This window comes from Streptosporangiales bacterium, from assembly GCA_009379955.1.
Taxonomy (GTDB): Bacteria; Actinomycetota; Actinomycetes; order Streptosporangiales; family WHST01; genus WHST01.
Genome location: WHST01000022.1, coordinates 23,798 through 49,603, shown reverse-complemented (window position 1 = coordinate 49,603; position 25,806 = coordinate 23,798). Strand labels below are relative to the sequence as shown.

Below are 25,806 nucleotides of genomic sequence, written 5' to 3'. Positions count from 1 at the left end.
ATTGACGAAAATCAATGTCGACGAGGGAACGGAGGCGCAGATGGCGAGCTGGATCGACGCCGCGGCGGCGGCCGAGCGGCTCGGTGTGAGACCCGCCACGTTGTACGCCTACGTCAGCCGGGGCGTGCTGCGCAGGCGCCGTGCGGACGACGGCCGGCGGAGTCTCTACAACGCGGCCGAGGTCGAGGAGCTCGCCCGCCGCGGACGCCCGCGGCGGCAGCCCGGGTCGGGCGAGCTGGTCATCGGCTCGCAGCTCACCAGGCTCGGCGACGACCGGCCGTACTACCGCGGGCGCGACGCCCTCGACCTGGCCGGCGTGCACGACTTCGAGACGGTCGCGGAGTGGCTGTGGACCGGCGCGTTCCCCGCCGAGAGGCCAGCCTGGGTGTCCGACCCGGCCCGGGTGGCCGCGGCGTGGGCGGCGCAGTCGGGACTGCCGGTGCACGTCCTGCCGCTCGACCGGCTGCAGATCGTCGTGGCCACCCTGGCGGCCACCGACCCCGTGCGGTTTCACCTCGATCCCGCCGCGGTCGCGGCCACCGGGCGGTCGCTGATCGCCGGCATGGTCGACGCCCTTCCCCTGGTAGCCGATGTCGAGGACGCGCCCGGCGCGCCGCTCGCGGCGCGGCTGTGGCGCCGGCTGTGCCCGGAGCCCCCGCCGGCAGGGCTGTTGCGCGTGCTCGGGGCCGCGCTCGTCGTGCTCGCCGACCACGAGCTGGCCCCGTCGACCCTCGCCGCGCGGGTGGCGGCGTCCGTCCGCGCGGACCCGTACGCCGTCGTCTCCACCGGCCTCGGCGCGCTCGGCGGACCGCTGCACGGCGGTGCGTCGTTCGGTGCCGAGCGGATGCTCGCCGCGATGCGCGAGCCGGGCGACGCGGCGCGGGTGATCGGCGAGCGGTTGCGGCACGGCGAGCGGATCTCGGGCCTCGGCCATGTCGTGTACAAGGAGGGCGACGGGCGCGGGCGGCTGCTGCTCGACCTGCTCAGGGAGGCGGCGCCAGGGCACGACCGGCTCGCCGCGGCCGACGCGGTGCTGGCGGAGGCCCGCGCCCGGCGACTCCCCGAGCCGAACATCGACCTCGCGCTCGCCGCCGTCACCTCTGTCGCCGGCATGGTGCCGGGGGCGGGGGAGGCCGTGTTCGCCGTCGCGCGTACCGCCGGTTGGCTGGCGCACGCGATGGAGGAGTACGCGCGTGATACCCCGCTGCGTCCACGCGCGCTCTACACCGGGGAGCCGGCCGGCTGACCCTCGGCGACCAGTCGTCCCACGGTGCTAACGTCGGCGCATGCCGACCCCCGCAGCCACCTGAGCACCGTGACACCACGCCTGCTCGTCGGGCCGCTGCTGCGGTACGTCGACGAGAGCCGCGCGACGATCTGGGTCGAGACCGACCGGCCGTGCACCGTCGAGGTGCTCGGCGTACGCGAGCCCACCTGGACCGTCCACCGCCACCACTACGCGCTGCTGGTGCTCGAAGGGCTGGCGCCGGGCGGCGAGACGCCGTACGAGGTGCGCCTCGACGGCGAGCGGGCCTGGCCGCTGCCGCGTTCGCCGTTCCCGCCGAGCGTCATCCGCACGTTCCGCACCGACGAGACGTTCCGGCTCGCGTTCGGCTCCTGCCGGCGGGTGGCCCCGTTCGACCGGCGCGGACTGCGCAGGTACGGCGCGGACGCCCTCGTCGCGCTGGCCAGGCGGATGCGCGACCTGCCGTACGAGCAGTGGCCCGACGCGCTGTTCCTCGCCGGCGACCAGGTCTACGCGGACATGCCGTCGGCGAAGCTGCACCGCCGGTTGAAGGTCCTGCACAAGGGCATCGACGACGGGCTCGGCACCGAGATCCGCGACTTCGAGGAGTACACCTGGCTGTACCACGAGAGCTGGAACACCCCGGCCGTCCGGTGGCTGCTCTCGACGGTGCCGAGCTGCATGCTCCTCGACGACCACGACCTGCGCGACGACTGGAACACCTCCGCGGCCTGGCGTCAGTACGTCACGGCCCAACCGTGGTGGCGTGACCGGGTCGTCGGCGGCTTCGGGTCGTACTGGGTGTACCAGCACCTCGGCAACCTCTCGCCGGAGCAGCTCGCCGACGACGAGACGTACCGGATGGTCCGCACGGTGACCGACGACGACGAGCGCACCCGCCTGCTCGACGACTTCGCGTGGCGGGCCGACGCGGAGCCCGAGTCGACCCGGTGGAGCTTCTACCGCGACTTCGGCAACGGCCGGCTCGGCATCAGGATGGTCGCGGTCGACAGCAGGTGCTCGCGCCGGTTCGACAGCCACCGGGTGATGGTCGACGACGACGAGTGGAAGTGGGTCACCGAGCACGCACTCGTCCCGCGCGAGGGCGAGCGGATCGACCATCTGCTGATCGGGTCGACGCTGCCGTACCTGCTGCCACCCGGCATCCACCACGTCGAGTCGTGGAACGAAGCGGTCGCCGAGGGCGCCTGGGGACCGCGGGTCGGGCACGTCGCCGAGCTGGTCAGGCAGAAGGTCGACCTCGAGCACTGGGCGGCGTTCCGGCAGTCGTTCGACCAGATGGCCGACCTGCTCGTCCGCGTCGCCGCCGTGCCCGACCCGCCGGCGAGCGCGCTGCTGCTGTCCGGTGACGTGCACTGCTCCTACACGGCGGAGGCGCGGGTGCCGGGCGTCGATCCCGAGCGGATCGCGGTCCACCAGCTGACGATGTCGCCGTTCCGCAACCCGCTGAACGTGCCGCTGAAGCTCGCGAACAGGATCGCGGGCACCGAGCGGATGGCCAGGCTCACCGCGCGCCTCGCCGGCACCGCACGGGTGCCGCCCGCGGGCGTCGACTGGAGGATGCGCTACGGTCCGTGGTTCGACAACGGCGTGATGACCGTCGTCCTCAACGGACGCGACGCGTCGTTCGAGGTCGCCCACGCCCACGTCGTCGGCGGCCGCCAGGTGCTCCGCCCGACCTACCGCCGTCGCCTCACCCGCCGCCGGTCGTAGTCGCCCTTGCCGTTGCGTCCGAGGAACTGGTCGCCATGGCCACCACTTCCTCGGACGCAACGGTGAGCCCGCGCCTGGCGGTCCTACACTTGCCGGCATGCCCGCACTCACCCGCGACGACGTCGCGCGTCTCGCGCACATGGCGCGGATCGCGCTCACCGACGACGAGCTCGATCACCTGGCGCCACAGCTCGACGCGATCCTGACCTCTGTCGCCAAGGTCGGCGAGGTCGCCGCCGACGACATCCCGCCGACCTCCCACTCGGTGCCGCTCACCAACGTGTTCCGCGCCGACGAGCCGCGTCCCTGCCTGCGTCCCGACGACGTCCTGTCCGTCGCGCCCGCCGTCGAGGACGGACGCTTCCGTGTCCCGCGCATCCTGGGGGAGGAAGCATGACGTCCCTCACCAGGCTCACCGCCGCCGACACCGCCGCGGCCATCGCCTCCGGCGAGACGTCCGCCGTCGAGGTGGCGCAGGCGCACCTGGAGCGCATCGCCGCGGTCGACGAGAAGCTGCACGCGTTCCTGCACCTCGACTCCGAGCGCGCGCTCGCCGACGCCGCGCGGGTCGACGAGAAGCGCGCGTCCGGCGAGACGCTCGGGCCGCTGGCCGGCGTGCCGCTCGCGCTCAAGGACGTCCTCACCATGCGGGGCGCCCCCACCACCTGCGGCTCGCGCATCCTCGAGGGCTGGAAGCCGCCGTACGACGCCACGGTCACGGCCCGGCTGCGAGAGGCCGACGTCGTCGTGCTCGGCAAGACCAACATGGACGAGTTCGCCATGGGGTCGTCGACGGAGAACTCCGCCTACGGGCCCACGCGCAACCCGTGGGACCTCGAGCGCATCCCCGGCGGCTCGTCCGGTGGATCGAGCGCCGCGGTCGCCGCGTACGAGGCACCGCTCGCCATCGGCACCGACACCGGCGGGTCGATCAGGCAGCCGGCGGCGGTCTGCGGCATCGTCGGCGTCAAGCCCACGTACGGCGGGGTGTCGAGGTATGGCCTCGTCGCGTTCTCGTCGAGCCTCGACCAGGCCGGGCCGCTGGCGCGCACCGTGCTCGACGCCGCACTGCTGCACGCGGCGATCGCCGGGCACGACCCGCTCGACTCCACGTCGATCGACGCGCCCGTCCCACCCGTCGTCGAGGCGGCGCGGCGGGCCGACGTCGCTGGCCTGCGCGTAGGGGTCGTCCGCGAGCTGTCCGGTGACGGCTACCAGGACGGCGTCGAGCAGCGGTTCCGCGAGGGTGTCGACCTGCTCGCCGATCTCGGCGCCGAGATCGTGGAGGTGTCCTGCCCCCACTTCGAGCACGCGCTCGACGCCTACTACCTGATCAACCCGAGCGAGGTGTCGAGCAACCTGGCCCGCTACGACGCGATGCGCTATGGCCTGCGTGTCGGCGACGACGGAACCCGAAGCGCTGAGGAGGTCATGGCGCTGACCCGCCAGGCGGGCTTCGGCGCCGAGGTCAAGCGGCGCGTGATGATCGGCACCTACGCCCTGTCGTCCGGCTACTACGACGCCTACTACGGGCAGGCACAGAAGGTACGCACCCTTGTCACCCGCGACTTCGCGTCGGCGTACGAGCAGGTCGACGTGCTCGTGTCGCCGACGACTCCGACGACGGCGTTCCGGATCGGTGAACGGGTCGACGACCCGATGGCGATGTACCTCGCCGACGTCGCGGCCGTTCCGTCCAACCTCGCCGGCACGCCGGCGCTCAGCCTGCCCTGCGGCCTGGCACCGGAGGACGGCCTGCCGGTCGGGCTGCAGGTGATGGCACCGGCGCTCGCCGACGACCGCGTGTACCGCGTCGGCGCGGCACTCGAGGCCGCACTGCTCGACCGATGGGGACACCCGCTGCTCGACGAAGGGGCGACCCTATGACCGCACAAACCGACACGCTGGTCTCGTACGACGAGGCCATTGCGGCGTACGCGCCGGTGCTCGGGCTGGAGACCCACGTCGAGCTCGGCACGCGTACGAAGATGTTCTGCGGCTGCCCGACGACGTTCGGCGGCGAGCCCAACAGCCAGGTCTGCCCGGTGTGCCTCGGCCTGCCGGGCTCGCTGCCCGTGGTCAACGAGGCCGCGATCCGCTACGCGGTGATGATCGGGCTGGCGCTGAACTGCGACATCGCGTCGTGGTGCAGGTTCGCGCGCAAGAACTACTTCTACCCGGACATGCCGAAGGACTACCAGATCTCGCAGTACGACGAGCCGCTGTGCACCGACGGCTACCTCGACGTCGAGGTCGACGGCGAGACGGTGCGGGTCGAGATCGAGCGCGTGCACCTCGAGGAGGACACCGGCAAGTCGCAGCACGTCGGCACGTCCGGACGCATCCACGGCGCCGACTACTCCCTCGTCGACTACAACCGCGCCGGCATCCCGCTCGTCGAGATCGTCACGAAGCCGATCCCGGGCACCGGCGCGGCGGCCCCGACCGTGGCGCGTGCGTACGTCACCGAGCTGCGCGCCGTGATCCGTTCGCTCGGCGTCTCCGACGTGCGGATGGAGGAGGGCTCGCTGCGCTGCGACGTCAACGTCTCGCTCGCCCCGCACGACGCGGCCGAGTGGGGGAGGCGCACCGAGACCAAGAACGTCAACTCGCTGCGCAGCGTCGAGCGCGCCGTCCGGCACGAGATCCAGCGGCAGGCGGGCGTCCTCTCCGCCGGTGGTCGCGTCGTGCAGGAGACCAGGCACTTCCAGGAGACCACCGCCACGACGACGTCGGGCCGCAGCAAGGAGGAGGCGGAGGACTACCGCTACTTCCCCGAGCCCGACCTCGTGCCGATCGCGCCGGAGAGCGAGTGGGTCGAGGCGATCCGCGCCGAGCTCGCCGAGCTGCCGGCCGCGAAGCGCACGAGGATCATGCGCGAGTGGTCGCTCACCGACCTCGAGCTGCGCGACCTCGTCAACGCCGACGCCGTCGACGTCGTGGAGCGTACGGTCGCCGCGGGCGCCACGCCTGCCGACGCCCGCAAGTGGTGGCTCAACGAGCTGTCCAGGCGCGCGACCGAGCAGGGCATCGAGCTCACCGCGCTGCCGGTGACGCCGGAGCAGGTCGCCCGGGTCAGCGCGTTGGTCACCGAGGGCAGCCTGACCGACAAGCTCGCGCGCGAGGTCTTCGACGGCGTGCTCGCCGGCGAGGGTGACCCCGACCAGGTGGTCGCGGCGCGCGGCCTCACGGTCGTGACCGACGAGGGCGCGCTCGTCGGCGCCGCCGACGAGGCGATCGCCGCCAACCCCGACGTCGCCGCCAAGGTGCGCGAGGGCAAGGTCGCCGCGGTCGGCCCGCTCGTCGGCGCGGTCATGAAGGCGATGCGCGGCCAGGCCGACGCCAAGCGGGTCCGCGAGCTGCTGCTGGAACGCCTCGCCGCGTCGTAGTTCTGGCCCTGGCCGTGGTGTTGACACCGTGAGTCGGGGGGTTCCCACATGCTGCAGCTGATGGGAACCCCTGAATCGCGATGTGCGGCGCCTCGCAACGGGTCCCCGGTCGGGCGGCATGTCAGGACAGGGGGATGCGGACGATGCGGTCGCTGCGGTCGAAGAGGCCGCCGCGGCCGTCCTTGTTGGACGTCGTGACCCACAACGAGCCGTCGGGCGCCGAGATGACCGTACGCAGGCGGCCCCACCGGTCGTCGTACAACGGCTGCGGCTTCCCCACCGTGCCGTCGGCGTCGACGGTCATGCGGTAGACGTTCTCGCCCTGCAGCGTCGCCAGCCACAGGTAGCCGCCCGCGTACGCCAGGCCCGACGGCGAGGCGTCGCCGGTCGGCCAGGTGGTGAGGGGACGTTCGAACCGCGGGCTGCGTGGACCGTTGGTGCCCTCGACGTCGGGCCAGCCGTAGTTGCGTCCGGGGCGCAGCAGGTTGACCTCGTCGAGCGCGTTCTGCCCGAACTCCGCCTGGTAGAGCCGGTCGCCCGGTCCCCACGCCAGGCCCTGCGGGTTGCGGTGACCGAGCGTGTAGACCACCGAGTCGCCGAACGGGTTGCCCGGGGCCGGCTCGCCCTCGGGTGTCATCCGCAGGATCTTGCCGCCGAGGAACCCCCGGTCCTGCGCGCGGTCTGCCTGGCCGGCGTCGCCGGTGGTGACGTACAGCATGTCGTCGGGGCCGAACGCGATGCGCCCACCGTCGTGGTTGCTCGCCTTTGGGATGCCGGTGAAGATCGTGCGGCGCTCCCGCACCCTGCCGTCCTCGTAGCGGAAGCTGATGACGCGGTTGTCGTCCGCGGCGGTGAGGTAGGCGAAGACCTGCTTGTCCTCCTCGTACGCCGGCGACGCCGCGAGACCCATCAGGCCGCCCTCGGACGTGTCCTCCGCGACGCCGTCGATCGTGCCGACGTGCGTGGCCCTGCCGGACGCCGTCACGTGCATGATGCGGTGCCGGTCGCGCTCGCTCACCAGCGCGGAGCCGTCCGGCAGGAACGTGATGCCCCACGGCACCTCGAGCCCGTCGACGAGCACCCGCGGCTCTCCGGCGCGTGCCCGCCCGGTGGACGTGGCGCTCGGCGTCGCAGACCCGGACGAGGACCGGCTCGCCGGCTCCTCGGTGGACGGCGCCGCCGACGGGGTCTCGCCGGATCCGCCGGGACCGCCGCATGCGGTGACGAACGCCGTCATGGCCACGAGGACAGGGAGGAGTCTCACGAGTACGACCGTACGGGCACGAAGGTCGCGGGAAGATGACGATCGCCTGGCAAAGGTAGGGTTTCGTCTATGACTGTGTCTCCCGCCGACCTCCTCCGCTCCGCTCCTCGCTCACCTGCGCGTGGCGGGATTGTCGCGGCTCACGTCCTCGCTGCGATGCTCACTTCGGTGGTCGGCTCATGACTCGAAAGGTACTCGTCCCCTTCACCGACCTCGAGATCCCCGACGACGTCGAGGCCGCCCACTACACGGGACCGCCCCAGGAGCCGACCGACCTCGACGACGTCGAGTTCTACGTGCTCCCGTACGACTTCGACCCGGTCAACCTCGCGCTGGCCGGGCGCATGCCGAAGCTCAGGACGATCCAGACCCTCACGGCCGGGTACGAGCATGTGCTGTCCGGACTGCCCGACAGCGTCACCCTGTGCAACGCGCGCGGCGTGCACGACACGAGCACCGCCGAGCTGGCGATGACCCTGATCCTCGCCTCGCTGCGCGGTATCCCCGAGTTCACGAGGGCGCAGGACTCCGGCCGCTGGGCGCCGACGACGCGGCCGGCGCTGGCCGACCGCACCGTGCTCATCCTCGGCCACGGGTCGATCGGCAAGGCCGTCGAGGCCCGGCTCGCCGGGTTCGAGGCGGACGTCATCCGCGTCGCGCGGCGCGCTCGCGAGGGCGTGCACACCATGGACGAGCTGCCCGAGCTGCTGCCGCGCGCCGACGTCGTGGTCGTGCTGCTCCCGCTCACCGACGAGACCCGCGGTCTCGTCGACGCGGGGTTCCTCGCCCGGATGAAGGACGGCGCGCTCCTGGTCAACGTCGCCCGCGGCAGGATCGTGCAGACCGACGCGCTGCTCGCCGAGCTCGAGTCCGAACGCCTCCGCGCCGCTCTCGACGTGACGGAGCCCGAGCCGTTGCCGTCCCACCATCCGCTGTGGCGCGCGCCCGGCTGCCTGATCAGCCCGCACGTCGGCGGGCCGAGCACCGCGTTCCTGCCGCGCGCCCGCCGGCTGGTCAACGAGCAGCTCGCCCGGCTCGCCGCGGGCGAGCCGCTGGCCAACGTCGTGGTTCGCGGCGCACCCTAGGAGGCTGACCGCCGACCGCGCACGGGCGTAGGCTCGTGACGAGAGTCGGAGGGCCGAGCGACGGACGTCCGCGAGTTCGTCATCACGCGCTGGCACGCACTCCTGCGTACCGGCTACCTGCTGAGCGCCGATCTCGACTCCGCGCGCCGGCTGGTGGCCGAGGCCCTCGCCCGCGCTGCCCCCGACATCCGCCACGACGCCGACTCCGTCGAGGAGTCGGTGCTGGCCGACGTCGCACGCAACGCCGCGACCCTCCTCGCGACCACTGCGGACACCCCGGCGGCCTCGGAGACGGAGGCGGCGTACCGCGCCCTGTCACCGCCCGGGCGCGTGCTCGTGGTCCTCGAGACGTACGCCGGGATGGACGCCGGCACGGCGCTGCGCTCGTTGCGCGGACGCCGCGACGAGCTCGCGGCCGCGCGCGACGACGCGTACGCGCGGCTGGCCGGAGGCGCCGCGGCGGACGATCTCCCCGACCCGCGGGCCGCGTTCGGCGAGGTCCTGCGCAGGCGTGTCGACGACGTGCCCCTCGATCCGGCGCCGTACGAACGTGTCGCGCCGCTCCTGCGCCGCCACCGGAGACGGCGCGCGTACGCCGGCCTCGTCGCGGCGGTCACGGTCGTGCTCGTCGTGCTCGGGTCCGTGGTGCTGGCGCCCCAGCACCGGCCGGACCGGACGCCCGTCGTCCGCGGGGACGTCACGACCTGGCCGGTCCGCGGGTCGCTGGTCGGTGACCGCGCTCTCCTCGATTCCCTCGCCCGGTGGGCGCCCGGCGGCAGGGCGTTGTTCGCCGGTGAGGCGCACGGCAGGCGGGTCGTCCTCGTGGTGCGGCCGGGCGTCCCCCGGGGGCCGCTCGAGCTGGTCGCCTTCGTCGGCCGCACGGGTGACGGCCTCGACCGGATGGAACGCCTCGCCGCCGGATCGCTCTCGCCCTGGTCGAGGACCGTCGCCTGGGCCGACCCCGAGCCTGCGGGCACCGGCCTACTCGTGGTGCTCGCACCGTCGGACGCGCGCTCGATCGCGGTGTCGACCCGCCCGGTCCCGCGGTTCGGCCACGTCGAGCGCACGTACGTCACCCACGTGCCGCGTGGCGGGGTGGTGTTCGAGCGGGTGCGGGCGCCCTCCGTCCGCATGATGCGGGTGTCCGTGACGGGGACGGCGGGCTCGCCCTACGACGGTCCGGTGCAGGGCGTCGAGCGCACGTCGTTCTACCCGGGCGGGCAGGCACCGGCACCGCGGCGGTCGTACGGGGACGTCCCCGACGACGAGGCCTGGGGCTTCGCGGCGGCCGACCTCGCGGGCACGTACCGGCTCACGTTCGCCCAGCTCGACGTCCTGTGGCGGTGGACCAGGCAGGACGGCGGCCGCACGTACTGGATGGCCGCGGCGTACCGGCTGCGCACCGGCGCGGTCGTGCTGCAGGCCCTGTGGTGGAGCCGCGACGTCGACAACAGGCTCTCGATCAACAGGTACATCAGGGGCAGGCCACTGCTCGACGCCGGCGACCCGGTGGCGTGGCGCATGGGCGACCAGGTCGCCGTGCTCTTCCCCGACCACCCGAACCGCCGGGTCGTCCTGCACGGAGGGGTCGGCTCTGCACCGGAGCAGGTGCATGCGCGCACTGCCGACGACGGCTTCACGCTCGTGACCGTTCCGCGGAACATGCGCGGCGCCTGGCTCGAGGTGCCGCTGGGACACGGTGAGCGCGGCTACGTCAACGGGCTGATCCTGACGATGGCGTCGGGCTTCGACCACGACCCGCTCGACGTCGGCGCGAGCTTCGGTGACGATCCCTGAGCCTGTGGCACGCCTCACGTCTCGGATGATGGACCGAACCGTCCCACCAGCTTGACACGCACGGTCGCTTCGGGTGAAGGTACGTATCGTGAACAACGAGCGGTCGATCCTCGTACTCGGGCAGCGCACAGGCTGACCGAGATCCGCTTGTGCGCAACCCCTCGCCGGCTTCGGCCCGAGGGGTTTTTTGATGGCCAACTACATGTCGGGGAACGGTGAGGACGCATGACGACTGTGGCAGTGCGAGGAGGCGTGGGCGCATGACAGAGCAGATGACGGGGGCACAGGCCCTCATCAGATCGCTCGAGCACGAGGGTGTCGAGGTCGTCTTCGGCATTCCCGGCGGCGCGGTCCTCCCCGCGTACGACCCGCTGTTCGACTCGAAGCAGATCCGCCACGTCCTCGTCCGGCACGAGCAGGGCGCCGGGCACGCGGCCGAGGGCTACGCGCAGGTGACGGGACGAGTCGGCGTGTGCATGGCGACGAGCGGCCCCGGTGCGACGAACCTCGTCACCGCGATCGCCGACGCGCACATGGACTCGGTGCCGATCGTCGCGATCACCGGCCAGGTGCCCAGCAGTCTGATCGGTACTGACGGCTTCCAAGAGGCCGACATCTGCGGCATCACGATGCCGATCACCAAGCACAGCTTCCTCGTGACGAAGCCCGAGGACATCCCGCAGGCGGTGACCGAGGCGTTCCACATCGCGAGCACGGGCCGCCCGGGCCCGGTGCTCGTCGACGTCGCGAAGGACGCCATGCAGGCGACCGGCTCGTTCAGCTGGCCGGTGCGCCCGCACCTGCCCGGGTACCGGCCGGTGACCAAACCCAACGCCAAGCGCGTGCGCGAGGCGGCGCGGATGATCACCGAGGCCGACCGCCCGGTGCTCTACGTCGGCGGCGGCGTCATCAAGGCCGGCGCGACCAAGGAGCTGCTCGAGCTGGCCGAGCTGACCGGCATCCCCGTTGTCACCACGCTGATGGCACGGGGCGCGTTCCCGGACAGCCATCGGCAGCACGTCGGCATGCCGGGCATGCACGGCTCGGTGACGGCGGTGGGCGCGCTGCAACGCGCCGACCTGCTGATCGCGCTCGGCACGCGCTTCGACGACCGCGTCACCGGCCAGCTCTCGTCGTTCGCGCCCGAGGCCAAGGTCGTCCACGTCGACATCGACCCCGCAGAGATCTCGAAGAACCGCGCCGCGGACGTGCCGATCGTCGGCGACTGCCGCGAGACCCTCGCGGTGCTGCTCGAGGCCGTCCGCGCCGAGCGCGAGAGCGGCCGGGTCGCCGACCTCGCCGCGTGGTGGCGGCAGCTCGACGGCTGGCGGCGGATGTACCCGCTGGGGTACGACGCACCCGACGACGGCACGCTGTCGCCGCAGTACGTCATCGAGCGGATCGGCGCGACGGTCGGCCCCGACGCGATCTACGTCGCGGGCGTCGGTCAGCACCAGATGTGGGCGGCGCAGTTCGTGAAGTACGAGAAGCCGTCCACCTGGCTCAACTCCGGCGGGCTCGGCACGATGGGCTACGCCGTCCCCGCGGCGATGGGCGCGAAGGTTGGCCGTCCCGACGCGACGGTCTGGGCGATCGACGGCGACGGCTGCTTCCAGATGACCAACCAGGAGCTGGTCACCTGCGCGCTCGAGGGCATCCCGGTGAAGATCGCCATCATCAACAACCAGAGCCTGGGCATGGTGCGGCAGTGGCAGACCCTCTTCTACGAGGGCCGCTACTCCAACACCGACCTGCACTCCACGCGCATCCCCGACTTCGCCAAGCTCGCCGAGGCGATGGGCTGCGTCGGCCTGCGCTGCGAGGAGGCCGACCAGGTCGACGCCACCATCGAGAAGGCGATGAGCATCCACGACACCCCCGTGGTCATCGACTTCGTCGTCAACAAGGACGCGATGGTGTGGCCGATGGTCGCGGCGGGCACGAGCAACGACGCGATCAAGGTGGCCAGGGACATGGCGCCCGACTGGGAGAAGGACGACCTGTGAAGACCCACACACTTTCGGTCCTCGTCGAGAACAAGCCCGGCGTGCTCGCACGCATCTCCGGCCTCTTCTCCCGCCGCAGCTTCAACATCGAGTCCCTCGCCGTGGGCACCACGGAGCACCCCGAGGTCTCGCGCATCACGCTCGTCGTCGGCGTCGAGGACTCGCCGCTCGAGCAGGTCACGAAGCAGCTCAACAAGCTCGTCAACGTGATCAAGATCGTCGAGCTCGAGGAGAGCTCGAGCGTGCAGCGCAAGCTGCTGCTGGTGAAGGTCGCCGCCGACGCGCGGCACCGTGGCCAGGTGCTCGAGACGGTGCAGCTGTTCCGCGCGCGTACCGTGGACGTCTCGCCGGAGTCGGTGACCATCGAGGCCACCGGGTCACCGGACAAGCTGTCCGCGATGCTGCGCGTGCTCGAGCCGTTCGGCATCAAGGAGCTCGTCCAGTCCGGCGTGGTCGCGCTGGGCCGCGGGGAGCGCTCCATCACCGACCGCACGCTCCGCTCGCTCGAGCGAAGCGCCTAGGGTGCGTCTGGAGATACACCCCTAGATCGAACGAGGAAGGAAGGATCCGCTGTGGCGGAGATCTACTACGACGACGACGCCGACCTGTCGGTGATCCAGGGCAAGAACGTGGCCGTCCTCGGCTACGGCAGCCAGGGCCACGCGCACGCGCTCTCGTTGCGCGACTCCGGCGTCGACGTGCGGATCGGCCTGCCCGAGGCGTCGAAGAGCCGGGCCAATGCCGAGGCCGAGGGCCTGCGCGTCCTCACGCCGTACGAGGCGTGCGAGGAAGCCGACGTCGTCATGGTGCTCGCGCCCGACACCGTCCAGCGGCACGTCTTCGCCGAGGCCATCGAGCCGAACCTCGTCGAGGGCGACGCGCTGTTCTTCAGCCACGGCTTCAACATCAGGTACGACTTCATCAAGCCGCCGACCGGCGTCGACGTGTGCATGGTCGCGCCGAAGGGCCCTGGTCACCTGGTGCGCCGGCAGTTCGCCGAGGGCAAGGGCGTGCCCGTCCTCGTGGCGGTGGAGCAGGACGCGAGCGGCAACGCGTGGCCGGTCACCAAGGCGTACGCGAAGGCGATCGGCGGCACCCGCGCCGGCGCGATCAAGACGACCTTCACCGAGGAGACCGAGACCGACCTGTTCGGCGAGCAGGCCGTGCTCTGCGGTGGCATCTCGCACCTGTCGCAGGCCGCGTTCGAGACCCTGACGAGGGCCGGCTACCAGCCGGAGATCGCGTACTTCGAGGTGCTGCACGAGATCAAACTGATCGTCGACCTCATGTACGAGGGCGGCATCGCGCGCATGCGCTACTCGGTCTCCGACACGGCCGAGTACGGCGACTACAGCCGCGGGCCGCGTGTCATCGACGACCACGTCAAGCAGGAGATGCAGCGCATCCTCGACGAGATCAAGGACGGCACCTTCGCGCGGGAGTGGATCGCCGAGGACGACGCCGGTCGGCCCATGTTCCGCAAGGCGCGTGAGGACCAGGCGCAGCATCCGATCGAGAAGACCGGCGAGCACCTGCGGTCGATGATGCCGTGGGTGGACCGTCCGATCACCGAGACGGCCTGAGCAGCACGTTCCGTACACGCGAAGGGCACCGTCACCACACCATGGTGTGGTGACGGTGCCCTTCGCGTCGTTCCGGGGGATGCGACCCCACTATCACGGCCGCCGGGTCGATCGATCCGTCGGTGGGTAAACTCTGCGTTACGTGGGCACAGAGCTGTGTCCGAGCCCCGAGGACACCGGTCACAGCAATAGCCGCGAGAGGTCCCTACACGTGAGTCGTCCCGTAGTGCTCGTCGCTGACGAGCTCTCGCCCGCAGGAACCGCCCTCCTCGCCGAGGATTTCGACGTACGCGAGGTCGACGGCACCGATCGTGCCGCGTTGTTGCCCGCGCTCGCCGACGCCGAGGCGCTGATCGTCCGCAGTGCCACCCAGGTCGACGTCGAGGCGCTCGGCGCCGCACCGAAGCTGCGCGTCGTCGCGCGTGCCGGCGTCGGCCTCGACAACGTCGACGTCAGTGCGGCCACCAAGCGCGGTGTCATGGTCGTCAACGCGCCGCAGTCCAACATCGTGAGCGCCGCCGAGCACGCCATCGCGCTGCTGCTCGCCACCGCCCGCAACGTTCCCCAGGCCGACGCCGCGCTCAAGGCGGGAGAGTGGAAGCGGTCGAAGTACACCGGCGTCGAGCTGCACGGCAAGGTCGTCGGCATCCTCGGCCTCGGCCGGATCGGCGTGCTCGTCGCGCAGCGGCTGTCCGCGTTCGGCGTCAAGCTGATCGCGTACGACCCTTACGTCCCGGCCGCGCGCGCGTCGCAGATCGGCGTGCGTCTGGTGAGCCTCGACGAGCTGCTCGGCGAGAGCGACTTCATCACCGTGCACCTGCCGAAGACGCCGGAGACCAAGGGCCTGGTCGGCGAGCACGAGCTCGACCTCGTCCGTCCCGACGTGCGCATCGTCAACGCCGCACGCGGCGGCATCATCGACGACGACGCACTCGCCGCGGCACTGAAGGACGGCCGCGTCGCGGGCGCCGGGGTCGACGTCTTCCCGACGGAGCCGTGTACCGACAGCCCGCTGTTCTCGCTGGCCAACGTCGTCGTCACACCGCACCTCGGCGCGAGCACCCACGAGGCGCAGGAGAAGGCCGGCGTCGCCGTGGCGAAGTCCGTGCGCCGCGCGCTCGCCGGGGAGCTCGTCCCCGACGCCGTCAACGTCCAGGGCGGCGCGATCGCCGAGGACGTCCGCCCGGCGCTGCCGCTCGTCGAGAAGCTCGGCCGGCTGTGGACCGCGCTCGCCGGCGGCATGGCGAGCGGCCTCGAGGTCGAGGTGCGCGGCGAGATCGCGACCGAGGACGTCCAGGTGCTGCAGCTCGCCGCGCTCAAGGGCGTCTTCACCGACGTCGTCGAGGACGCCGTCAGCTACGTCAACGCGCCGCTCTTCGCCCAGGAGCGCGACGTCGAGGTCAGCCTGCTCACCAGCGAGGAGAGCCCCGACTACCGCAACGTCGTGACGATCCGCGGCACGCTCGCCAGCGGCGAGGTGCACTCGGTGTCCGGCACGCTGTCGGGCGTCAGGCACGTCGAGAAGCTCGTCGAGGTCGACGGCTACGACGTCGACATCGTGCTGACCGAGCACATGGCGTTCTTCCGCTATACCGACCGTCCGGGCGTCGTCGGCACCGTCGGCAGGCTGCTCGGCGAGGCCGACGTCAACATCGCGAGCATGCAGGTCGGCCGCGACGAGAAGGCCACCCACGCGCTCGTCGTGATGACCGTCGACTCGCCGATCCCGGCCGGCCTGGTCGACGCGATCGTCTCGGGGATCGGCGCCGAGAACGGCCGCGTCGTCGACCTCAGCGAGTGACGACCGGGGCGCCTCCGCCCTTTACTCGGGGGCGAGGGCGGGACGGCCGGCGAGGGCGGCCGGCGTCCCGGTGCGGCCCGCCGGCAGCAGGGCGGCCACGGCCACCACGCACAGCACGACGCCGAGCGCGAACCCTCCGCTCGGGCCGTACCAGGTGACGACCTGGCCGCCGAGCGTCGCACCGACTCCTGAACCCGCCATGGCCGCGACCGAGAGCCAGGCGAACGCCTCGGCGCTCGCGCCCGGTGGGGCGAGCTCGCCCATGCACTCGTACGCCGCCGCCATCGTCGGTGCGATCATCGCCCCGGCCGCGATCAACGCGACGCCGAGCCACCACGGTCCTGGCGCGACCACGCAGCCGGCGACGCCCACCGACATGATCGCCACCCGCCGCCACGGCGACACGCCCCTGCGCGCGCCGACCGCCCCGGCGACGAGGCCGCCCGCCAGGCTGGCCAGGCTCCACACCAGCTCGAGCACGCCGCTCAGCAGCCGGTCGCCACTCGCCTCGGCGAACGCGACGATGCCGAGCTGGACGGCGGAGAACGCCGCGACCAGCAGCGCCATACCGGCGATGAGGCTGAACCGTCCGGGGTGGCGCAGGATGCCCTCGCGGCGCTGTGACGGCTCGGCTCCGGTGCCACCGGCTCGCAGTGCCGGGCGGCTGGCGCACCACACCACGCCGGCGAGGCCGACGACACCGCAACCCGCCATGCCGAACCGCGAGCCGGCGAACGTCACCAGGACCGCCGCGAGCATCGGGCCTACCGCGAACATCAGCTCCTGGGCCGTGGCCTCGAGCGTGTAGGCCGTCCGCAGCTGGTCACCGCGGACGAGCCGCGGCCATACCGCCCGGACCGCCGCGCTGACCGGCGGGAGCGCCGCGCCGGTGACGAGCGAGACGCCGAGCCCGACCCACCAGACGCTCGCCGGCAGCACCGCGAGCACGACGAACCCCGCGCTCCACACGACGCCGCATGGGAGGAGCACCCGCGGCGGCCCGTACCTGTCGACGAGCCGGCCGAGGCGCGGGCCGGCCACGACCACGCCGGCGGTGTAGGTGCCGATCAGCACCCCGGACCAGGCGAACGTGCCGGTCAGGTCGCGCGCCCAGAACGACATCGCGATCATGATCATGGTGTTCGGCGTCCGCGCGGCGAGGGACGAGGCGAGCAGCACGGCGACCCCGGGAGTCCGGAGCAGCGCGGGATAGGTCCGAACGGTCATGCTCCGAAGCGTCGCAGGCGAAGGCCGCTGTCGCTAAGCCTTTTGCCTCAGCCGAAGCATCGCGAGTCGGGGCGGGGGAGCCACCGGCCGCGGGGGAGGGACCGTTCGTCTCACGGTGAGCGGTCGGGACGTCGACAGTCGGCGAACGAATGTGCAGGATGGTGCGCGGCCGGGGCGACGATGACGTCGGGAGGTAGATCGTGCTGAGCTTCCTCGATCGGGAGCGGTCCGTCGCCGGACCGGGGTACAACCGATGGCTGTTCCCACCGGCCGCCCTCGCCGTGCACCTGTGCATCGGCCAGGCGTACGCCACGAGCGTGTACAAGACGGCGCTGGTCGAGCACTTCGACACCTCGCAGACGGCGATCGGCGTGATCTTCTCGATCGCGATCGTGATGCTCGGGCTCTCGGCCGCGATCGCCGGCACCTGGGTCGACAGGAACGGTCCGCGCAAGGCGATGTTCACGGCGGCGTGCTGCTGGAGCGTCGGCTTCCTCGTCGGCTCGCTCGGCATCGCGACGCAGCAGCTGTGGCTGGTCTACCTCGGGTACGGCTTCATCGGCGGGATCGGGCTCGGCATCGGCTACATCTCCCCGGTGTCGACCCTGATCAAGTGGTTCCCCGACCGCCCCGGCCTCGCCACTGGTCTCGCGATCATGGGCTTCGGCGGCGGCGCGCTCATCGCGAGCCCGCTGTCCGGGCAGCTGATGGCCCTGTACGACAGCGGCTACGACCCCACCGACCCGGCGTCGGTCGCGAGCGGCTCTGCGGTCGCGGCCCTGTTCCTCTCGCTCGGCCTCATCTACCTGGTCTTCATGATGTTCGGTGCGTTCACGGCACGAGTGCCCGCGGACGGCTGGGCTCCCGAGGGCTTCGATCCCGCGAAGCTGCGGTCGAAGCCGATGGTCACCACGGCGAACGTCTCCGCGGCCAACGCGATCAAGACACGGTCGTTCTGGTGCGTGTGGATCGTCTTGTTCTGCAACGTCACCGCCGGCATCGGGATCCTCGAGCAGGCGGCACCGATGATCCAGGACTTCTTCCGTGAGAACGGCACGTCGGCGGTCGCCGCGGGAGCCGCCGGCGGGCTCGTGGGCATGCTCTCGATGGCCAACATGGCCGGTCGGTTCGTCTGGTCGTCGACGTCCGACCTGATCGGCCGCAAGCCGATCTACATGGGCTACCTCGGCGTCGGCATCCTGCTCTACTTCGGCCTCGCCCTGCTGGGGAGCACCACCACGATCCTGTTCGTGGTCTTCGCGATGCTCATCATCTCGTTCTACGGCGGAGGGTTCGCTACCGTTCCCGCCTATCTGCGCGACCTTTTCGGCACGTACCAGGTCGGCGCGATCCACGGTCGGCTGCTCACCGCGTGGTCGGCGGCGGGCGTCGCGGGACCGCTCATCATCAACTCGTTCCTCGACGCGCAGGGCGAGCCGGGGAGCCTGACCGCGGCCGCGTACCGGCCGGCCCTGTTCACGATGATCGCCGTCCTGGCGGTCGGTTTCGTCGCCAACCTGCTGGTGCGTCCCGTGTCCGAGCGGTTCCACGAACCGGCGGACGGCGCGGCCGCGCGCGTCGAGGCGAGAGGAGAAGCGGCATGAAGGTACGGCTCGCTATCGCCTGGCTGATCGTCGGCATCCCGCTGGCGTACGGCGTCTACCAGACGCTGCTCAAGGCGGCCAAGCTCTTCACCGGCTGAGCCGGGGATGGGAGCGCGACCGAGCGTCAGCGGAAGCGGTGCGCGAGCACGGTGGCGACCGCGTCGTCGCCGACCGAGCCGATGACCTCGTCGGCCGCGGCGCGCACGTCGGGCGGAGCCTCGGCCATGGCCAGGCCCCGGTGCGCCCAGCGCAGCATCTCGATGTCGTTGCGGCCGTCGCCGATGGCCAGCGTCCCCTCCGGCGGTACTCCGAGGCGGACGCGCACCTCCTCCAGGGCCGCCGCCTTCGTGACGCCCTGCGGCGCCAGGTCGAGCCACGCGGTGGAGCCGACGGTGTAGGTCACCCCGCGCAGGCCCGCGCTGTCGACGACCTGCAGGAGCGACTGCGCCGACCAGCCCGGACGGTTGACGACGACACGCGGCACCGGGTGCTCGACGAGCGCGTCGAGCGGCTCGACCCGCTGCAGGCCGGACAGGTCGCCCGGTGGGAACGGCGCGCTCACCCGGTAGCCGACGCCGAGCTCCTCCACTGCGACGAGCGCGTCGGGCATGTGCTGCAGCAGCAGGTGGACGGCCGGTGCGGGGTCGAACGTCCGCACCGCCACCGGCGCGAACGTGCCGAGGCGCGCGACGACCGCGCCGTTGCTGCAGACCGCGTAGCCGCGGGCCAGACCGAGCCGGTCGGCGACGAGCCTGGTCGAGACGATGCAGCGTCCGGTCGCGAGGACGACGTGCGCGCGGGCGACGACGTCGCGGACGGCGGACCGTACCGCGGGTGCGAGGCGCAGCTCCTGGTCGAGCAGGGTGCCGTCGATGTCGAGCGCGACGAGCCGGCTGCCGTCACCGGCGTCGGTGTCGCGGGGGAGTCGGTGGGTCGCCTGCGGCGTTGAGCTCACGACTCACAAGCTAGAGGCGAAGGTCATCGACGCGGCGCACGACACGCGGGGTCCCGGTCGGGGTGGGGACCTGACGTCGGCGGACAGCGGGCGACAAAGTAGTCGGGTGTCCAACAACTTGTCTCGCAGATCGAGACCGGCGCCCGGGAGACGAGACAAGCCGAGCGGGACGGTCGTACCGTGAAAGGCGTCATGATGCGCCAGGTACTCCTCATTACCTGCCGCGGCGGGGCCTGAGACAAATACAGGCCAGCACCCGTCGCGGGGTCTCGCGCTGGCCGACCGTCTCGACCCGTGGCAGGAGGAGTCTCGTGGATTCGCTGGCAATGCGCGCCGTGTACTCCTCGCCCGCGGACGCACCCGGCCGGCGCTCACGAGGTACCGGTCGCGGTGTCGACGCCACCCACGTCACCGAGGTGATCCCGTCGGGTCATGGCGCGGCGAACGGCAGGCACGCGCGTACGGGGGAGAGGAACGACACCGTGGTGGACGACAGGTACACGCAGTCAGCCGGTGACGCGAAGAAGGACGCCGACGAGGTGCGTCGAGCCGTCCAGATCGCGATGGACCGCAGGGACAACGGCGGCCGCGGCCGCCCGTGACTGTGACCTGAGACGCCGGCCGGGGCCGGTCGATCGGCGCTGCCGACCGGCCGGCCTCAGGTGTGTCCGAGGCCGTCGGGAGTGGCGTCGCCGTGCCTGATCCGCCCACGCTGCTCGGCGTGGATAGCGGTCTCGACGACGTTCAGCGCGATCATCGCCGCGGCCAGGATGCCGAGCGAGGCGAGTGCCGGCAGCTGCGCGACGAGCGGGAGTGCGGCGACCAGTACCACGGCCAGACCGATGCGCGTCCCGACGACGAGGCGCATCGTCCGCCATTTGAACGCCACGTGACCGAGCAGGTAGAGGGCGACCCCGCCGTACAGGGCGTAGAGCCCGATGCCGGTGAGCGGGTCGCCGAGCGAGTGGTGTGCGGTGTCCCCCACGTACTCCAGGACCTTCTTCAGGCCAAGGGCGAGCACCACCACGCCGGCGACCATCGGCAGGTGCAGGTAGCTGTACGCATCGCGCGCGACGCGGGGCCGGTCGCTTTCTGGAACCGCGGCCAGGGCGTGCTCCGCGGCCAATGACGTCACGTCGAAGTAGACCCACCATAGGGCGGCCGACACCACGAGGCCGAGCGTCGCGGCCACGATGATCGGCCAGGAGATGGGCAGTGCGGCGATGCCGACGCCGATCGCGACGATCGACTCCCCGAGCGCGATGATGACGACGAGGCCGTGCCGTTCTGCGAAGTGGGGGACCGAGCGCAGGCGCCAGTTGGACCCGGCGAGCAGGTTGCCGCCGTAGTCCGCCAGCAGTGCCGCGAGCCACAGCACGGTCTGCGCCCAGCCGTCGAGCATGGCCGCGACGAGCAGCAGGATCGTGGAGCACACGACCGAAGGGACGAAGCGCAGCGTCTGCCGGCGCAGGGCGTGGTCGCCGCGCGAGATGACCCAGAACAGGACCAGGTGAGTCGCGCGGAACACCAGGTAGCACAGCGCGATGACGACGGGACCGGGCAGGCCGCCCGGCAGGTCGTCGAAGGCCTCGGGGATCGTCAGGGCGAGCACGAGCATCGCTGCCATCGCGGTGAACAGCCCGAACCGTGAGGCACCCTCGTCGGCGCGCACGACGTTGCCCACCCACGCGTAGCAGACCCAGCTCCACCACAGCAGGCCGAAGATCGCCAGACCCTGGACCACGCCGTGCCAGTTGAGGTGGTCGGCGAGGTACGCCGTCACCTGCGTCAGGGCGAACACGAACACGAGGTCGAAGAACAGCTCGAGGGGCGTGACCGTGGCCTTGGCGTCGTTGTCCTCGAACCGCCAGATTCCGCGCAGGTTCATGACGCACATCCTGGCACGCGCCTATCCCGCGTCAGGGGACCAGGACGAGGCGCGTGCCGCGGCCGTCGCGGCCCCAGGCCTCGGCGACGCCGCTGAGCGGGACGGCCTCGGTGTCGATGGACAGCTCGCCCGCGGTGGCCGCGGCGAGCACCCGCTCGAATGCGGCGCTCATCACCTGCGGTTCCGGCATGCTGCCCGTGCCGATACCGACGATCTCCAGCCCGGAGGAACGGAGTGCGGCGGCGGGCAGACGGATCTCCGTGCCGGCCATCTCGCCCACCTGCACGAGCCGGATGCGCCCGCGTGTGGCCGAGAGGTCCCCGCGGATCACCGAGCGGACGAACGCCTCGGTGGGAGCGCCCCACAGGTAGTCGATCACGACGTCGAAGCCGTCCTCGCCGGCCGCCTCGACCAGCGCGTCGGCGAGGTCGGTCGCCGGGTCGCCGATCCGCACGGTGGTGTCGGCGCCGAGTCCGGCGAGCCGCGCGAGCGACGCCTCGTCGCGCCCCGCGGCCACGACCCGTCGCGCGCCCTGCAGCTTCGCCGACTGCACCGCGAGCCGGCCGGTGACGCCCGTCGCGCCCAGGACGAGCACGCTCTCGCCCTCGCGCAGCCGCGCGCGGTGCGACAGCGAGAGCCAGGCGGAGACGCCGGGGTTCGGCAACGCGGCAGCGGTGACGTCGTCGAGTACATCCGGCACGGGCGCGAGCCAGGCCCGCGGTGCCGGGGCGTACTCCGCCATGGTGCCGAACGGCTCGCGGGGACCTCCGAAGTAGACGCGGGTGCCGTCCTCGGTGCGTCCGACGCCGTCGATGCCGGGCACCGCGGGCAGCACCTCGTGCCGCGAGTAGTGCGTGCCGGCCGCGCGCGCCCGGGCGATGTTCGTGATCGCGGCCGCGCTCACCCGGACCAGCGCCTCTCCCTCTCCGGCGACCGGATCGTCGAACTCCCCGTACCGAGGCGGCTCTCCCGTGGTGTGGATGACGGCAGCCCTCATGGCGTACTCCTTAACAACGTTAAAGTAGCGTCGTTGCCAGGGTGCTTTAACATCGTTAAGTTGTCAACCGGAGGGGAGGGCCCGCATGGCGCTCGACCGCGAGACCGTGGTCCGTACGGCGTTGCGGCTGCTCGACGAGGTGGGGCTGGAGAAGCTGACCCTGCGGATGATCGCCGGTGAGCTCGGCGTCAAGGCGCCCGCGCTGTACTGGCACTTCGCCGGCAAGAAGGAGCTACTCGACGCGATGGCGACGACCGTCCTCGCCGACGCCGTCCAGGTGGACGACGGGTGGGCTCACCGGGCCTGGCCGGAGTTCCTGCGGGCGTACGCCGGCGGCCTGCGCGGCGCGCTGCTCAGGTACCGCGACGGCGCCAAGATGGTGCCGGGCACGTACCTCACCGACGAACGGATGTACTCCGTCATGGAGCGCGCGCTCGGGGTGCTGACGGCAGCGGGATTCGACGCGGCCACCGCCGGCCTCGCGCTCGGCACCGTCTACAGCTACACCGTGGGCCACGCGATCGAGGAGCAGGCCGTACGGCCGCGGCCGGGCGAGCGGGACCCCGCCTACGACCCCGAGGTGCGGCGCCGCCGCCTCGACCCGGCGACGCAACCGACCGTCGTCGCGCTCAACGACATGCCGGGCGCGGGCGACCCCGCTGCCGACTTCGCGCGGGGACTCGACCTGATCGTCGCCGGGCTGCGCACGCACCTGCCCACGTCCTGAGACTGGCGGGCGGCCGTTCGTGGACGGCCGGTAACCTCGCTCCATGGCACGCACGATCACACTCGCACTCGTACCAGGGGACGGCATCGGACCCGAGGTCGTGCCCGAGGCGCAGCGCGTCATCGAGGCCGTCCTGCCCTCGGCCGACGCCAAGCTCGAGACCGTCGAGTACGACCTCGGCGCCCGCCGCTACCTCGCGTCCGGGGAGACCCTGCCCGAGTCCGTCATGGCGGAGCTGAGGCAGGCCGACGCGATCCTGCTCGGCGCGATCGGTGACCCGCGAGTCCCGCCGGGTGTGCTGGAGCGCGGCCTGCTGCTCCGCCTGCGGTTCGAGCTCGACCACTACGTCAACCTCCGGCCCGTGCGCCTGTATCCCGGCGTGCCGTGCCCCCTCGTCGGCGTCGACCACGAGGACATCGACATGGTCGTGGTGCGTGAGGGCACCGAGGGGCCGTACGTCGGCGGTGGCGGTGTACTGAGGCACGGCACTCCGCAGGAGGTCGCGACCCAGGACAGCTACAACACGGCGTTCGGCGTCGAGCGGGTGGTGCGTTACGCGTTCACGCGTGCGGCGGAGCGCCCGCGCCGCCACCTCACGCTGGTGCACAAGACCAACGTGCTGACCTACGCCGGCGACCTGTGGAAGCGCACGGTCGACCGGGTGGCGGCCGACTTCCCCGACGTCACCGTGGATTACCAGCACGTCGACGCGGCGGCGATGTTCTTCGTCAGCGACCCGCGCAGGTTCGACGTCGTCGTGACCGACAACCTGTTCGGCGACATCCTCACCGACCTCGGCGCGGCGATCGCGGGCGGCATCGGGCTCGCGGCGAGCGGCAACATCAACCCCGACCGCGTCGCGCCCAGCATGTTCGAGCCCGTGCACGGCTCCGCACCCGACATCGCCGGGCAGGGCAAGGCCGACCCGACGGCCACGATCCTCTCGGCCGCGCTGCTGCTCGACCACCTGGGGTACGCTGAAGCGGCGCAGCGGGTCGAGCGTGCCGTCGGGCGTGACATCGCCGAACGCGGTACCGAATGGCAGGCCAGGTCCACCCAAGAGGTGGGCATGGACATCGCGGAGTTCGCCGCTGCGGGTTGATCTACCCGGCCGTTCGAACGACAACTCCTTGCCGAGCTGACCCAGTGGCGTTCGATGGCTGCGGATAGTTGGGCGTCCTAACAACCACGCGACGCCCCTTGCTACCGTTTCTGCACTGCACTGATGCTTACCAACCCGACTCGGAGCAGGGATCCCGGCAGTCACGCGGGCCTGGCGTCGCACTGCTTCGAGTCGATTGGTAAGAGACGAGGAGTTGCAATGACCACCACAGCGCACGGCCCCATACCCATCGAGCTGAAGCCCACCAGCCGGCCGATGCCCTCGGCCGAGCGTGAGGCGGTACTCGCGGCACCCGGGTTCGGGCAGCACTTCACCGATCACATGGTCGTCATCGACTGGGAGCCCGACCGTGGCTGGTTCGACGGCGAGCTCAGGCCGTACGGCCCGTTGCAGACCGACCCGGCGACGTCGGTGCTCCACTACGCCCAGTCGATCTTCGAGGGCTACAAGGCGTACCGGCAGCCCGACGGCTCCATCGCCACCTTCCGGCCCGACGCGAACGGCCGCCGCATGCAGCGGTCGGCGCAGCGCATGGCGCTGCCCGAGCTGCCGGTCGAGACGTTCGTCGCCGCGGGCGACGCACTCGTCCGCACCGACAGCGACTGGGTGCCGCGAGAGCAGGGCAAGAGCCTGTACCTGCGGCCGTTCATGTACGCGTCCGAGGTGTTCCTCGGGGTGCGGCCCGCCAGGCACGTGACGTTCTGCGTCATCGCCTCGCCCGCCGCGTCGTACTTCAGCGGCGGCGTCAAGCCGGTGTCCATCTGGGTGTCGGAGGAGTACAGCCGCGCGGCGCCCGGCGGCACGGGCGGCGCGAAGTGCGCGGGCAACTACGCGGCCAGCCTGATCGCGCAGCAGGAGGCGATCGAGAACGGCTGCGAGCAGGTGGTGTTCCTCGACGCGGTCGAGCGGCGCTGGGTCGAGGAGCTCGGCGGCATGAACATCTTCTTCGTCCGTGCCGACGGCTCCCTCGTGACGCCGCCGACGTCCGGCTCGATCCTCGCGGGCATCACCCGCGACTCGGTGATCGAGCTCGCGAAGGCCGCGGGCCGCCGTGTCGAGGAGCGTCCCGTCTCCCTCGACGAGTGGCGCGACAGCGTGGCGTCCGGCGCGTTCACCGAGGTGTTCGCGTGCGGCACCGCCGCCGTGCTCACCCCGATCGGCCGGCTGTCCTGGCGGGGCGGCGAGATCGACTGCGCCGCGTCGGGCGAGGAGGGTCCCGTCACCCACGAGCTGCGCGAGACCCTCGTCGGTATCCAGACCGGCACGGTGAGCGACGACCACGGCTGGCTCCACCGGGTCTCCTGAGCCGCGGAGCCGTCAGCTGTGCGGGCGCCGCCTCCGGCCGCGCCCGCACAGCGCGCGACGTCTCAGCGCGTGGGC

Annotated in this window: 21 protein-coding genes; 16 read left to right on the top strand and 5 right to left on the bottom strand. The window is 71.8% G+C overall.

What is annotated here, in order from left to right:
* The first annotated feature begins 40 nt into the window (after window positions 1-40).
* The 5 genes from GEV10_09335 to gatB all read left to right on the top strand — a co-directional run bounded on the left by GEV10_09335 (window position 41) and on the right by gatB (window position 6,369).
* Window positions 41-1,246, top strand: a complete 1,206-nt coding sequence (locus GEV10_09335) for a hypothetical protein (protein ID MQA78665.1) — start codon at window positions 41-43, stop codon at window positions 1,244-1,246.
* A gap of 60 nt (window positions 1,247-1,306) precedes the next feature.
* A complete protein-coding gene (locus tag GEV10_09330; protein MQA78664.1) occupies window positions 1,307-2,980 on the top strand; it encodes an alkaline phosphatase family protein in 1,674 nt (557 codons plus the stop codon).
* 97 nt (window positions 2,981-3,077) lie between these two features.
* Window positions 3,078-3,377, top strand: coding sequence for an Asp-tRNA(Asn)/Glu-tRNA(Gln) amidotransferase subunit GatC (gene gatC, locus GEV10_09325; GenBank protein MQA78663.1), 300 nt, complete (start codon window positions 3,078-3,080; stop codon window positions 3,375-3,377).
* Window positions 3,374-4,867, top strand: a complete 1,494-nt coding sequence (gene gatA / locus GEV10_09320) for an Asp-tRNA(Asn)/Glu-tRNA(Gln) amidotransferase subunit GatA (protein ID MQA78662.1) — start codon at window positions 3,374-3,376, stop codon at window positions 4,865-4,867. Before gatC ends, gatA begins: the two co-directional genes overlap by 4 nt.
* Window positions 4,864-6,369: an Asp-tRNA(Asn)/Glu-tRNA(Gln) amidotransferase subunit GatB gene (gene gatB / locus GEV10_09315; GenBank protein ID MQA78661.1), complete on the top strand. Its 1,506-nt coding sequence runs from the start codon at window positions 4,864-4,866 to the stop codon at window positions 6,367-6,369. The genes gatA and gatB overlap by 4 nt, the downstream gene beginning before the upstream one ends.
* Before the next feature lie 121 nt (window positions 6,370-6,490).
* On the opposite strand, the gene GEV10_09310 is transcribed toward gatB, so the two are convergent.
* Complete coding sequence (locus GEV10_09310; protein ID MQA78660.1) at window positions 6,491-7,606, bottom strand: PQQ-dependent sugar dehydrogenase; 1,116 nt, start codon at window positions 7,604-7,606, stop codon at window positions 6,491-6,493.
* 206 nt (window positions 7,607-7,812) lie between these two features.
* Between GEV10_09310 and GEV10_09305 the strand changes: the two genes are divergently transcribed.
* The 6 genes from GEV10_09305 (at window position 7,813) to GEV10_09280 (ending at window position 15,905) form a co-directional block, all read left to right on the top strand.
* On the top strand, window positions 7,813-8,718 hold the full coding sequence (locus GEV10_09305) for a dihydrofolate reductase (GenBank protein MQA78659.1): 906 nt from the start codon (window positions 7,813-7,815) through the stop codon (window positions 8,716-8,718).
* A 153-nt stretch (window positions 8,719-8,871) separates the two neighbouring features.
* Window positions 8,872-10,515, top strand: a complete 1,644-nt coding sequence (locus GEV10_09300) for a hypothetical protein (protein ID MQA78658.1) — start codon at window positions 8,872-8,874, stop codon at window positions 10,513-10,515.
* A gap of 260 nt (window positions 10,516-10,775) precedes the next feature.
* Window positions 10,776-12,521 (top strand): acetolactate synthase large subunit, encoded by a 1,746-nt coding sequence (locus GEV10_09295; GenBank protein ID MQA78657.1) that lies wholly within the window; start codon window positions 10,776-10,778, stop codon window positions 12,519-12,521.
* Window positions 12,518-13,042 carry an acetolactate synthase small subunit gene (ilvN, locus tag GEV10_09290; GenBank protein MQA78656.1) on the top strand — a complete coding sequence of 175 codons (525 nt, stop codon included), beginning with the start codon at window positions 12,518-12,520 and terminating at the stop codon, window positions 13,040-13,042. Before GEV10_09295 ends, ilvN begins: the two co-directional genes overlap by 4 nt.
* Window positions 13,043-13,102: 60 nt before the next feature.
* Window positions 13,103-14,104: a ketol-acid reductoisomerase gene (gene ilvC / locus GEV10_09285; protein ID MQA78655.1), complete on the top strand. Its 1,002-nt coding sequence runs from the start codon at window positions 13,103-13,105 to the stop codon at window positions 14,102-14,104.
* A 211-nt stretch (window positions 14,105-14,315) separates the two neighbouring features.
* A complete protein-coding gene (locus GEV10_09280; protein MQA78654.1) occupies window positions 14,316-15,905 on the top strand; it encodes a phosphoglycerate dehydrogenase in 1,590 nt (529 codons plus the stop codon).
* A 21-nt stretch (window positions 15,906-15,926) separates the two neighbouring features.
* On the opposite strand, the gene GEV10_09275 is transcribed toward GEV10_09280, so the two are convergent.
* Window positions 15,927-17,132 carry an MFS transporter gene (locus GEV10_09275; protein ID MQA78653.1) on the bottom strand — a complete coding sequence of 402 codons (1,206 nt, stop codon included), beginning with the start codon at window positions 17,130-17,132 and terminating at the stop codon, window positions 15,927-15,929.
* Window positions 17,133-17,332: 200 nt separating this feature from the next.
* Here GEV10_09275 and GEV10_09270 point away from each other — a divergent pair, with 200 nt between their 5' ends.
* Window positions 17,333-18,736: an MFS transporter gene (locus GEV10_09270; GenBank protein MQA78652.1), complete on the top strand. Its 1,404-nt coding sequence runs from the start codon at window positions 17,333-17,335 to the stop codon at window positions 18,734-18,736.
* A gap of 124 nt (window positions 18,737-18,860) precedes the next feature.
* On the opposite strand, the gene GEV10_09265 is transcribed toward GEV10_09270, so the two are convergent.
* Entirely contained in the window at window positions 18,861-19,691 is an 831-nt protein-coding gene (locus tag GEV10_09265; GenBank protein ID MQA78651.1) for an HAD hydrolase family protein, read from the bottom strand.
* Window positions 19,692-20,002: 311 nt separating this feature from the next.
* Between GEV10_09265 and GEV10_09260 the strand changes: the two genes are divergently transcribed.
* Window positions 20,003-20,293 (top strand): hypothetical protein, encoded by a 291-nt coding sequence (locus GEV10_09260; protein MQA78650.1) that lies wholly within the window; start codon window positions 20,003-20,005, stop codon window positions 20,291-20,293.
* A gap of 56 nt (window positions 20,294-20,349) precedes the next feature.
* Here the strand turns inward: GEV10_09260 and GEV10_09255 are convergent, their stop codons facing one another.
* Together GEV10_09255 and GEV10_09250 are read right to left on the bottom strand one after the other, a co-directional pair.
* Window positions 20,350-21,579 carry a low temperature requirement protein A gene (locus GEV10_09255; protein MQA78649.1) on the bottom strand — a complete coding sequence of 410 codons (1,230 nt, stop codon included), beginning with the start codon at window positions 21,577-21,579 and terminating at the stop codon, window positions 20,350-20,352.
* 31 nt (window positions 21,580-21,610) lie between these two features.
* Window positions 21,611-22,576 carry a zinc-binding dehydrogenase gene (locus GEV10_09250; GenBank protein ID MQA78648.1) on the bottom strand — a complete coding sequence of 322 codons (966 nt, stop codon included), beginning with the start codon at window positions 22,574-22,576 and terminating at the stop codon, window positions 21,611-21,613.
* Window positions 22,577-22,661: 85 nt separating this feature from the next.
* Here GEV10_09250 and GEV10_09245 point away from each other — a divergent pair, with 85 nt between their 5' ends.
* The 3 genes from GEV10_09245 to GEV10_09235 all read left to right on the top strand — a co-directional run bounded on the left by GEV10_09245 (window position 22,662) and on the right by GEV10_09235 (window position 25,731).
* On the top strand, window positions 22,662-23,303 hold the full coding sequence (locus GEV10_09245) for a TetR family transcriptional regulator (GenBank protein ID MQA78647.1): 642 nt from the start codon (window positions 22,662-22,664) through the stop codon (window positions 23,301-23,303).
* A gap of 43 nt (window positions 23,304-23,346) precedes the next feature.
* Entirely contained in the window at window positions 23,347-24,405 is a 1,059-nt protein-coding gene (locus GEV10_09240; GenBank protein MQA78646.1) for a 3-isopropylmalate dehydrogenase, read from the top strand.
* Window positions 24,406-24,624: 219 nt separating this feature from the next.
* Window positions 24,625-25,731 carry a branched-chain amino acid aminotransferase gene (locus GEV10_09235; GenBank protein MQA78645.1) on the top strand — a complete coding sequence of 369 codons (1,107 nt, stop codon included), beginning with the start codon at window positions 24,625-24,627 and terminating at the stop codon, window positions 25,729-25,731.
* The last annotated feature ends 75 nt before the right edge of the window (window positions 25,732-25,806 follow it).